This is a genomic window from Sutterella wadsworthensis, from assembly GCF_003315195.1.
Lineage (GTDB): Bacteria > Pseudomonadota > Gammaproteobacteria > Burkholderiales > Burkholderiaceae_F > Sutterella > Sutterella wadsworthensis.
Genome location: NZ_QNRV01000014.1, coordinates 52,130 through 63,282, shown reverse-complemented (window position 1 = coordinate 63,282; position 11,153 = coordinate 52,130). Strand labels below are relative to the sequence as shown.

The 11,153-nt window shown below is 53.9% G+C and carries 11 protein-coding genes; 10 read left to right on the top strand and 1 reads right to left on the bottom strand.

The annotated features are described in order from the left end of the window. The coding region (locus DES29_RS07155; RefSeq protein ID WP_113854655.1) for a flavocytochrome c at positions 1-1,268 on the bottom strand (1,268 nt) is incomplete at its 3' end. 324 nt (positions 1,269-1,592) lie between these two features. On the opposite strand from DES29_RS07155, the gene DES29_RS07150 reads away from it, so the two are divergent. From DES29_RS07150 to DES29_RS07105, 10 genes are all read left to right on the top strand, one after another. After that, positions 1,593-1,859, top strand: coding sequence for a hypothetical protein (locus tag DES29_RS07150; RefSeq protein ID WP_021994957.1), 267 nt, complete (start codon positions 1,593-1,595; stop codon positions 1,857-1,859). 372 nt (positions 1,860-2,231) lie between these two features. Further along, positions 2,232-2,876, top strand: a complete 645-nt coding sequence (locus DES29_RS07145) for a glycerol-3-phosphate responsive antiterminator (RefSeq protein WP_021994956.1) — start codon at positions 2,232-2,234, stop codon at positions 2,874-2,876. Continuing rightward, the gene (locus DES29_RS07140; RefSeq protein WP_021994955.1) at positions 2,873-4,048 is read left to right on the top strand and encodes an ABC transporter ATP-binding protein; all 1,176 of its coding nucleotides are present in this window, start codon (positions 2,873-2,875) and stop codon (positions 4,046-4,048) included. The genes DES29_RS07145 and DES29_RS07140 overlap by 4 nt, the downstream gene beginning before the upstream one ends. Continuing rightward, positions 4,045-4,956 carry a carbohydrate ABC transporter permease gene (locus DES29_RS07135; protein ID WP_005432030.1) on the top strand — a complete coding sequence of 304 codons (912 nt, stop codon included), beginning with the start codon at positions 4,045-4,047 and terminating at the stop codon, positions 4,954-4,956. The genes DES29_RS07140 and DES29_RS07135 overlap by 4 nt, the downstream gene beginning before the upstream one ends. Further along, positions 4,943-5,770, top strand: a complete 828-nt coding sequence (locus DES29_RS07130; RefSeq protein ID WP_016474904.1) for a carbohydrate ABC transporter permease — start codon at positions 4,943-4,945, stop codon at positions 5,768-5,770. Before DES29_RS07135 ends, DES29_RS07130 begins: the two co-directional genes overlap by 14 nt. A gap of 9 nt (positions 5,771-5,779) precedes the next feature. Then, entirely contained in the window at positions 5,780-6,688 is a 909-nt protein-coding gene (locus DES29_RS07125) for a metallophosphoesterase family protein (protein ID WP_021994954.1), read from the top strand. 5 nt (positions 6,689-6,693) lie between these two features. Next, entirely contained in the window at positions 6,694-7,977 is a 1,284-nt protein-coding gene (locus tag DES29_RS07120) for an ABC transporter substrate-binding protein (RefSeq protein ID WP_005432033.1), read from the top strand. A 129-nt stretch (positions 7,978-8,106) separates the two neighbouring features. Next, entirely contained in the window at positions 8,107-8,868 is a 762-nt protein-coding gene (locus tag DES29_RS07115) for an HAD family hydrolase (protein ID WP_005432034.1), read from the top strand. Positions 8,869-9,011: 143 nt separating this feature from the next. Beyond that, positions 9,012-9,224, top strand: a complete 213-nt coding sequence (locus tag DES29_RS12375; protein WP_147145887.1) for a hypothetical protein — start codon at positions 9,012-9,014, stop codon at positions 9,222-9,224. Between the two features lie 249 nt (positions 9,225-9,473). Beyond that, positions 9,474-11,042 (top strand): ABC transporter substrate-binding protein, encoded by a 1,569-nt coding sequence (locus DES29_RS07105; RefSeq protein ID WP_021994756.1) that lies wholly within the window; start codon positions 9,474-9,476, stop codon positions 11,040-11,042. Positions 11,043-11,153 lie beyond the last annotated feature (111 nt).

The following is an 11,153-nucleotide window of genomic DNA, read 5'->3' as shown; positions in this document are numbered from 1 at the left end:
TCGAGAATGGCTTCGGAGAGCACGTCGCGGCGGCCGAGCTCTTCAACGAAGCGCTTGCCTTCCTGGTTAAGCATGATGGCGCCGTCAAAGCGGGCGTCCGCGATCAGTTCAATCACGCCAGAGATCGGGTCACAGATTGGGTAGGTCTGGATGTACTGCATGTTGACGAGTTCAGCACCCGCGCGTTGAGCCATGTAAAGCACTTCACCGGTTGTGCCCGGCGCGTCTGTGGTCTTAAAGCGTTCGTCAATCTTCGGGTTGTACTTTTTCACCATCGCGGGGTTCGCGCCAAAGCCGCCCGTGGCCAGCACCACGCCGCCCTTGGCATTGAACGTGTATTCGGTGCCGTTCATCGTCGCCTTGACGCCCACAACGCGGCCGGCCTTATCTTTGATGAGTTCCTCAGCCTTCATGTTGGTGATGACGGGAATCCCGAGCTCATCGGCCTTCGCCAGGAATTTCGTGATGAATTCCGTACCGGTGTGGCCGACCGGGATCAGGGCGCGCTTGCGGCTGTGACCGCCGAAGAAAAAGAGATTGTCCGGTTCAAAACGAATGCCCAGATAGTCGCGGCACCATTCCGCGCCGGCCAAAGCGTTGCGGGTCATTACATTGATAACATTCATGTCGCCCTTTTTATCGCCGCCCAGATACGTATCCTTGGCATGCAGTTCGGGGGAGTCGTCTGTAATGCCGAGCTTAGGCTGCACCCAGTTTCTGGCAACATTCATTTCCGCGCCGGAAATGAGGGAGTTGCCGCCCACCTGCGGCATCTTTTCGAGGAGCACTACAGTGGCGCCGGCGTTCTTGGCTTCAATGGCAGCAGAGAAGCCTGCACCGCCCGCACCAATCACTACGACGTCATAGGAAGCATTCTTCGGCAGATCCTTGACTATCACGTTTAAAGCATTTTTATCGGCCTTGCCGAGCGTTACACCGGCCTTCTTGGCGGCATCTTCAATGGCGTCGAGCATACCTTTCGACGTGAAAGTGGCGCCCGAGACGATGTCGACCTGCACGGAGCTGGCGGCAGCGACCTGATCCTTTAAATCCGTGAAAACTTTTTTGGAGAGAACAGGGTTTTCGGCATTCTTCAGAATGTCAATTTTCTGGATCTTGCCGTTGTCAAAAGTCACAGCAACTCGGATGTCGCCGTGTTTGCCCACGCCGACGCCTTCAGTGGTGATAGGGGCTGCGAAAAGAGTAGTCGAAGCGGCGCCAAAAGCAAGGGCGGCAGCAATCGTGATCAAGTTTTTTTGGAACTGCATGATGAAATAGATCCTGTACCTGCTATGTAGGATTGAGGGAATAAGCTGCGGGGCATTATATGCAAAACAGACCATATGGTTTGTTTTTTGAAGATTTAGTCATTATAGGTATCCCTAATGAATGAAGATCGATACGAATTAAAATTCAATAAAAATATATAGATAAATAGAATATAAGTGTTATTACCACTCTCAGCAGAGTGATGGTAAAGAACCGTCTGGTCGGTTTTGAGAATTAAATTTCATCTCGATCGAGACAGATTCACCCTGCGGACTGATTGGATCGCCTCGAGCAGCGGTTAGGGTCAATCGGGCAATCTCAAAATGCGTCTTAATGCTCTTGCAATCACCGCTGGTTTTGCCGTCATGTTTGCTTCCGCCTATCCTGCCGTTAACGGCGAAGCGGTCATCATCACGCCTGAGGGCACGGATTCCTGCACCCTTGCTGCCCGTCAAGGCGTTGAAATTTACGGTCTTACTGCAGGCTTCAGTCTAAATAAAGACCATCATCAGGCGCCGTTTGTTGACAAAGACCGCATCTTCTCGGGTGATTTGGAAGAAGGCATCAACATTTTGAAGAATTGGCGCTAAACCGTCAGGCTTCTTGCAGCTAAGCCAAGGAACCGCTGAAACCATGCGGTTCTTTGGATTTATCTCTTTTGAGCGGTCAATAAAAAGGTTTCATGATTTTTTGGGGCTGTCCGGAAGAAACGTGCCTGCGGACCGCACTGCCCACAAGAAGGCAGGGCTTTTGAACGGCAGCGAGCACATCCATTACGTCATATGAACGTCATGAAATTATCGCTGTCGTGAAATCTTTCCAACCTACACTACCAATCAACGCGCCGGAAGAGAGTCATAGAGAGAGCTCCGAGCGTGGGTTCTGGACAAATAAAGAGCGGAGCGCTCGAAGAAGCGCTTTTCTCCGGAGTCCGAGTCCATCAGCTCAAAAGGAACTTTTAAATGACTCATTGTGCCCAAGCTGGAACATTGTCTCCGCGTACGACAGAGCCCCCAGTCGTACACAAAGAGCTTGCGGAAGTGCTTGCGAATCCCGTAATAGCGGTTGTTCGCAGCGCGGAGGAGCTTGCTGAGGCGCTCACGAGCCGAGTGTCTGCCATCGAAATACGATCCGGCGACCTTGCTTCGCTCCCGGCATTGATCGACCGAGTTCGTGCCGCTCGCAAAAGCGTGCTGCTATATCCTGAACTTATTGCCGGCCTTGGCCGAGATCCTGCAGCGATTGATTTTCTCTGCGGATACGCTCGTCCCACCGCGATTGTTTCAACGAAAAAGCAGATTTTGCAGAAGGCTCGCGCCTGCGGTTTGATCACCATTTTCCAAATCTTCATGATCGATACCCAAGCCTTCGAGACGGGTATTCAGACCGCCCGCAGGCTCGACTGCGACGCCGTAGAGATCATGCCCGGCGCGATTCCGCACATTATCCGGGAGGTTTCCAGTCAGCTGCCTTTGCCGGTGCTTTGCGCCGGACTGGTTAAAACCGAAGCTGAAATTCACGAAGTTCTTAAAGCCGGAGCTCAGGCTGTTGCGACAAGCCGCCGTCCCCTCTGGTTTGCCAGCTCACTGCGGGAGGTCGCGGCATGACTGCAGCGCTTGAACTCCAAGGCATAACAAAATCCTACGATACGGTGCAGGTACTTCAGAAAATCAATCTCACCGTGGAGGAAGGAGAGTTCATCTGCCTGCTGGGCCCCTCTGGCTGCGGGAAAACCACTTTGCTCAGAATCATTGCAGGGCTTCTTGATCCTACCGACGGAGACATCGTGATCCGAGGACGCAAGGTGACAGCGCTCAGCCCGTCTGAGCGCAATATTGCGATGGTTTTCCAGTCGTACGCACTCTATCCGCATAAGACGGTTTGGGAAAACATCGCCTTTCCTTTGCGAATGCGGGCCCCCGCCTCGACGAAAATTCCGTTTCTCGGTCGCTTTCTGCCAGCCGGCAAGAAACTGACCGCAGAACTGAGCAGACAAGTGCCGCAAGCCGCTGCGATGGTCGGACTTCAAAAACTCCTCGCACGCCGCCCCTCGGAACTCTCTGGCGGCCAAAAGCAGCGTGTTGCGCTTGCCCGCGCTCTCGTACGAGATCCGTCGTTATTTTTGATGGACGAACCGCTCTCAAATCTCGATGCAAAACTCCGAACGGATACACGGCGAGAAATTGTGGAACTCCACAAGGTCACGAAGCGCACCTTTATTTATGTCACGCATGATCAGACTGAAGCGATGACAATGGCGGGTCGGATTGTCCTCTTGAATGGGGGCAGGGTGGAGCAGGTCGGAGCTCCGCTCACCCTTTATGACGATCCGGATAATCTTTTCACCGCTTCTTTCATCGGCACCCCGACCATTAATCAGCTTCCTTTGGAAGTATCGGATTCAAAAGCTCGGCTCCTCGGCCAGCTAAGCCAATCGGCTTTGCTGCTGAAGGCAATGCCGCTTTTGGGGGCGGGACATTTTACGGCAGCCTTGCGTCCCGAGGCGCTGCATCCCGCCGCAGCGGAAGATCCGGAGGCGATTCCCGTTCAGCCCGACTTCATCGAAGAAATGGGAGCAGAGTCAATTGCGTGGTTCTGGGCGGGCGAAAGAGAGACCCATCGACAGATCGCCGTTCGACTCTCACGCGAACATGCACGGGATTTCACAGCCATTCAAGCATTGCGGCCAGACTGGAGCCGGGCTTTTATTTTTGATGAAAACGGCCGGCGGATTCGCCTGTCATCACTCTCGGCACTGCTGCAAGAGGCTCCTTTATGAAGAAAGCTTGGCTTAGTTTCTTTTCCGGCGAAGCGTGGGTCGCCAATCCGCTGATGCTCTCTCCGGCGATGGGATGCCTCCTGATTTTCTTCATTTTCCCGATGATCGCTACCGTCGTGGTGAGCTTTACGGATTGGGAATTGGGCGGAACGAACTCGGTTCACTTCATTGGCTGGGACAACTATATCGGTCTCTGGGAGAGTGATGACTTTCGAAAAAGCGTGGGGAATACGCTTTTCATGACGATGTTGGTTGTTCCGACCTCTTTCGTGCTTTCCCTTCTCCTCGCACTTGCTGTTCATGCAAGCGGCCGTTTGGCGCAGTTTTGGCAAAGCATCTATTTCCTGCCGGTAACCGCTTCGCTCGTAGCCATGGCAGTGGTCTGGCAGTGGATTCTGCATCCCGAAGTGGGCATTGTGGCTGCGGTGCTACCTTATTTCGGCATTACGCAGAAGGTGAATTTCTTAAATGACGCCCGCTTTGTGCTTTGGACACTGTCCTTCATCACCGTTTGGCAAATGACGGGCTACTTCATGGTGATCTTTCTGACCGGACTCGTACAGATTCCTCAGGATCTCTATGAAGCGGCGAGAGTCGACGGGGCAAAAAGTACTTGGTCACTCTTTGCCAACATCACTTGGCCGCTTCTCAGTGCAACGTCATTTTTTGTCCTCATTCTCACGATTATCAAGACGTTCCAAGTATTTGACATTGTCAAGGTACTCACACGCGGCGGTCCCGAGAAGGCAAGTGAAATTCTCTTGTACACGATGTATCAAGAAGGGTTTTCGTTCTTCCGTATGGGAACAGCTGCGGCAGTCGCGGCTATTTATCTCGCTGTCATGCTGCTGCTGACTTGGGCCAACAATGCCGTGATCGGCCGGAGGGTTCACTATGGCTTCGAATAAGCTGTGGAGGTCAATCGCCCTTAACGTGCTGCTGGCACTGGGTGCAGTCGTCGTGCTCCTGCCTTTTGTTTGGATGCTCTCGCTTTCTGCGAAGCCTGAGAATGAGATTTACACCCCAACCATTCACTTTCTGCCGCATGCATGGGATTGGGCGAATTATGCGGAGGCGTTCGAGTTTGGCGAAGTCGGAACTTTCATCCGCAACGGCATCATCGTGACAGGCGCCATTCTGTGCATTCAGCTCCTCACCGTGATCCCTTGCGCCTACGTACTGGCCCGAAAACGCTTCCGGCTGGAGGGGCTGGCTTTTGGCATGGTTTTGACGGGTCTCATTGTGCCTCCTCAAGTGGTGGTCATTCCGCTCGTCCTGATGATCGGCAGGCTGGGTCTTTTAAATACCTACACCGCCCTCATCATTCCATTTATGACGAGCGCTCTGGGGATCTTTCTCATCCGGCAGTCTCTGAAGGCTGTTCCGCAGGATTTGATCGATGCAGCCCGCGTTGACGGTGCCAATGAAACAACGATACTTTGGACAATCCTCGTTCCTCAGGTCAAACCCGCCATTGCTGCTTTTGCGGTCTTCTCGATCGTCAGTCATTGGAACGATTTCCTCTGGCCATTGCTCGTGGTGAACGATATGTCGCTGGCTACGCCGCCTTTGGGTGTTTCCATTTTTGCTTCTGACGAAGGCGGCAACGACGTAGGACCAATGATGGCCTCAGCAACGATGATCGTGCTGCCGCTCCTTTTGATATTCCTTTTTGCTCGCCGCTGGTTCATTCAAGGCGTAACGATGTCAGGACTCAAATAGGCGGGTGTCATGCGATTTGCTGTGATTTCCGATCTCCATGTGCGCATCGACGGGCTGCTCTATGGCCTGGACACACAAAAACGGCTCGACGATGTTTTGTCGGATATAGACCGCGAGGCTCCGGATTTAGTGGTGGTTACGGGTGATCTCGCAGACTGCGCGGATTTAGGCTCCTATCGGCTGATCAAGGAGCGGCTTGAATCACTCTCGCGGCCTGTATATGTCCTTCCGGGCAATCATGACGATCCCGTACAAATGCGACAGATTTTCCCCGCAGCCCCAGCCGTCAGTGTTTTTTCACCGGGCGCTTACTTCACGGATGCCGTGGAAACCGACGAAGCCATTCTCTTATTTCTCACTACAACCATCCCAAACACAGCTGCCGGGAGAGTTTCTCCAGAAGCTCTGCAGCAGATACGGCATATGAGACGTAAGGCGATCTGCTCCCAGCGGGCGCTGCTGGTTTTCCTGCATCACCCGCCTTTTCGGTCGGGCTATATCGTCATGGATGCTTGCGCACTAGAGAACCGAAGAGAATTTCTCGCCGCATTCGGCAATGTCAGCCCTACGGGCAAAACACCGTCACAAAAGGGATCTGAAGTGACGGCAGGCATTTTTTGCGGACACCTCCATCGGCCGATGGCATCCCTCGTTGAGGGCTTGCCTTGCTGGACAGTACCTTCGGTCGCTCATTCGCTCGCCGCTTTTGAACGCAGCGGAGCAGTCCGTGCGGCAGCCACCCCGCCAGGGTGGCTGCGAGGCACGTTAACCAAAGATTCGCTCGTTTGTGAGTTTGTCGAAATCTCGGCGCAGCCGGTGTTCCCCATTCCTTTTATTCCCCTTCGAGCCAGAGTTGAAGAGCAAGCTCTGAAGGTGCTTTCACCTGCTAACGACCATATGTCACTCAGAAAGGATTAAGTACCATGAATTCGCTTTCCCGCAAGCATTTCCTTCGCCTCGCTCTAGCCGTCGCCGCCGTTGCGGCCGCCGGTTCCGCTCCTAATGTTTTTGCCGCGGAGGATGTCGTCGAAATCACTGTCGCCCATCCGTACGGCAAGATCTTCCGCCCAATTCACCAGAAGATCATTAAGGAATTCAATAAGATTCATCCCAACGTTAAAGTGCGGCTTGAGACGCCGTTCCCTGATTATGAAGAGCTCACGCAGCGCACTTTGGCCGGCATCGCTCAGGGCAATGCCCCGGTGCTCTCCTTCCAGGGCATCAATCAGATTCGCCAATATATTGAAATGGGTGCGGCCTACGATCTTTCGGAGTTCGTCAAAAACGATCCGCGCTGGAAGGACGGCAGCGGCTACTATCCCACGATGATGAAACTCGGCAATTTCAACGGCAAGCAGTACGCGGTGCCGTTTGCTATCTCGACGCCGATTGTCTACTTCAACGAAACGCTGCTTAAAAAAGCAGGCATCGACACCTCGAAGGGTTTTGAAACTTGGCCCGCTCTTATCGAAGCGGCGAAGAAAGTTCAGGCGCTCGGTCCGGAGTATTCCGGTCTTTTCTACGATTACCAAGCGACAGGCAATTGGATGTGGCAGGCCCTGCTTTTCTGCGAGGGCGGCACGATGATGGACGAAAAAGAAACGCGGGTCACTTTTGCCGATGAACCGGGTTTGCGCGCAGCGCGTATTTTGCGAAGCTTTGTCGATCAAGGCGTGATGAAGGACTGGACTCGTCTGCAGGGCGAGCAGGCCTTTATTTCGGGCCGCGTGGGTTTTTATGCGGCTTCGACTTCGTGGTTGAAAGGCGTGCAGGATAAGACCTCAGGCTTTGCAATGAAAACGAGCCTCTTCCCAGTTGGAACGACGGGCAAACGCATTCTGCCCAACGGCGGCAACGGCGCCATGATTATCACCAAGGATCCGAAAAAAGCCCGTGCTGCTTATGAGTACGCTATGTTTGCGGCAGGTCCGGTCGGTACGGCAATTCAAGTTCAGGGGTCCGGCTACATGCCGATGCATGAAAAAGGAACCGAAGCGCTCAAGGATTTCTACAACGCCAATCCGAACTTCAAAACCTCACTGGCACAAATCCCGACTATCGTGCGGTGGTACTCCTTCCCAGGCACGAATACGCTCAAAATCATTGACGTCATCAAGGACGATCTGCAGGCGATCGTCAATAAACGCGTCACGGCAGACGAAGGCATCAAGGCTGCTGCTGACGAAGTTTCGAAACTCGTGAAGTAAGTCAGGCCATAAACACCCGAAAGGCATTTGGTTCCTATTCGGGGGCTGACCATACAACTTGAAAGGCGGTCCGGAGATCTCACAACACTGGATCTTCAGACTGCTTTTCGTTTTTTTCTAAGCCTGATCATGCGAAGTGCCATTTATCAAAGTCATGGGCTCACATCAGCCAAGGCAGTTCTTGCGCAAGCCAGATTTGTCATCAGCGATATTGACGGCGTTCTCTTTGACCCAACGGGGTGCCCGGTTGTGGGAGCTGCCAAGCTCTTCGCTAGCCGCCCCTGCGCACTGGTGTCCAATAATTCAACCCTGACCGCCAAAACGATTGCCAAGCGGTTTGCCGATGGAGGAGCCTATATCTCGCAAGAGCGTATTTTTCTTGCCGGAGAGTATGCGGTCGGCATTGCGCTCAAGCGTTTCGGAAGCGCTCCCATGCTGTGGCTTGCAAGTGATGAAATAGGCGAACTGGCCGAAAAGATGCTCAATGAGGCAAGGTCTGTGGGTGAGACCGCGGGCATTCTCATCTGCCGCGACCGCACACTCACGATGGAGCATCTCGAGCGAATCGTAAATGCGGTTCGCTGCGGCGCAGAAGTCATTCTTGCAAATCCAGACTTCACGCATCCTGAGGGTGAAAATGTACGGATGGAAACAGGCGCTATTTGGAGTGCGGTGAGCTGTCAATTGGAAACGGCATGCTCGCCTGTATTAGTGGGGAAACCAGAAACACTGCTGGCGGAAGAAGCTTTGCGGATGTTGGGAGCAAATCGTCGTGAGGTGGTATTTCTTGGAGATAACCCAGATACGGACGGACTTACGGCGCAGCGCCTCGGCGTGAACTTCATTCATACGGGAGGCAGAAACGGCTTTCCCTTAGCAGCATTGATGTGATGGGCGATCCTTGCAAGGGCATAGTTAACAGAAAAAACAGCAGCCGGAATCAATTATTAGACGGAGGTATATGGCCAGATGAGCAAAGCAAGGGAGGTCGCCATACCAGTTTTCTGCTAGCGATGCCCCTTAGACACTTATCTATGCAGCCGTTCTTACTTTCGCTTAAGTTCGACTTGTTTCTGAAGGTGGTCGATCCCATTTTCCTTCATACAGAAACGGTGCAGTACCGGGTGGATTTTGAGGATGCGGCGTGCCGTAATCCGACATACCGCTTAGGACATTCGACGGTATCTCTTTGGCGGCTTTCATCAATCGGCAGAATTCCTGCGGCGAAAAGCTTACGCAGCCGTTAAGACGAAATCAGCGCTGTAGAGTGAAACCGAGGCCGCGGTATAGACGGTCAACAAATGGGAAGAAGAAATTCTGGGTCCGCCTCGGAAACGGATCGCAGCAGTCTTCTCGGATGGAAGCATCCGGCAGAAACACATCCACTCGCACGCCGCACGGACGAATGACTCGGTGCGCTCAAATCTTCGCGGCATACCGCATTGAGCGCGCGCGAGCCGTCATTCGAACCGTTCGATTTCTGAAGGAAGAAAAAAATGGCGCTTTGCTGCAAGAAAACGCTCGCGGCTCTCACTGCCGCGCTGATGCTCGCTGCCCCGGCCTGGGCAGAAACGGTTTTGAAGGTTGTGCCGCACGCCGACCTGAAAGTACTGGATCCGGTGTGGACGACCGCGTTCGTAACGCGTCACCACGGCTACATGATCTACGACACGCTCTTTGGCCTCACGAAAAAGGGCGAAATCAAACCGCAGCTCGTTGATACCTACACGGCGTCGCCCGACAATCTGCATTACAGCTTTACGCTGCGTGAAGGGCTGAAATTCTCTGACGGCACGCCGCTCACGACCAAAGACGTCATTGCATCCATTAAGCGCTGGGGTGCGCGTGACAATCTCGGTGCGAAGCTGCTTGCGGCTGCCGAGAAGCTCGAAGCCAAGGACGACCGCACCTTTACGCTCGACTTTAAAAAGCCCTTCGGCATGGTGCTCGATGCATTTTCCAAACCGTCGTCCATTCCGCTTTTTGTGATGCCCGAGAAGGTCGCTCAGACTGACCCCTTCAAGCAGATTACCGATATGACGGGCTCAGGCCCCTACATGTTTGCGGCAGACCGCTATCGTCCGGGCGAAAAGGTGGTCTACCTTAAGAACCCGTACTATGTGCCGCGCAACGAGCCCGCTGACGGCACGGCCGGCGGCAAGCACGTCTACGTCGATGAGCTCGACTGGGTGATCCTGCGCGATGCGCAGACGGTCGCCAATGCCATTGAAAAAGGCGAAGTCGACGTGGTTGAAATGGTGCCCAATGAACAGTATTCGGTGCTCAAAAAGAACCCCGATATTCAGCTCCTTAACCAGACGGGCAAGCAGTCGGCGATGCTGCATCTGAACCATGCCATTCCGCCCTTTAATAATCCGAAGATTGCGCAGGCCGCGCTCATGGCGATCAATCAGGCGGCGCTGCAGCGCGCACAGATCGTGCATAAGGAGCTCTGGAACACCTGCACGTCGATTTACCCGTGCGGCTCGCTTTATGCGTCCGACAAGACCGACTATTTCACCGGCAAGCCTCAGTTCAAGCGTGCTCAGGAGCTTTTGAAGGAAGCCGGCTATGACGGCACGCCCGTTGTCCTGATGCTGCCGGCCGATATGCCGAGCTTGAATAAATATCCGCCGGTGATGGCTGAACTGCTGCGCCGCGCAGGCTTCAAGGTCGATCTTCAGTCGATGGACTGGGCCACTTTGGTCACGCGCCGTACGAAGAGCTCCCCCGTATCTGAGGGCGGCTGGAACGGCTTCATCACCTTCTGGAATCAGGCCGATACGTTCAACCCGCTCTTCTTTGCGCCGCTCACCGGCAGCGGTCTGAAAGGGTGGTTCGGCTGGACGGACGATCCGAAGCTTGAAGCGCTTAAGGATGAGTTCGTCGGGACCTCGGACCTCGCCAAACGCAAAGAGCTTGCCGAAGGCATTCAGCTGCGCGTCATGGATTCTGGCGTCTACGGCATGCTCGGTGAAGCCAAGCCCATCATTGCGCTCAGAAAGAATATTTCCGGGCTGGTTGAGGCTCCGATCAGCGTCTTCTGGGGTCTGAAGAAGGACTAAGCGCCTCAAACGCACACACGGCTTTTCGGCCGGAGACATTCTGCGCCTCCGGCCGAAACGCTTTGTGTTCGATTCTGCCTCTATCGATAAAACAGACCCCTCGTTTTCTGC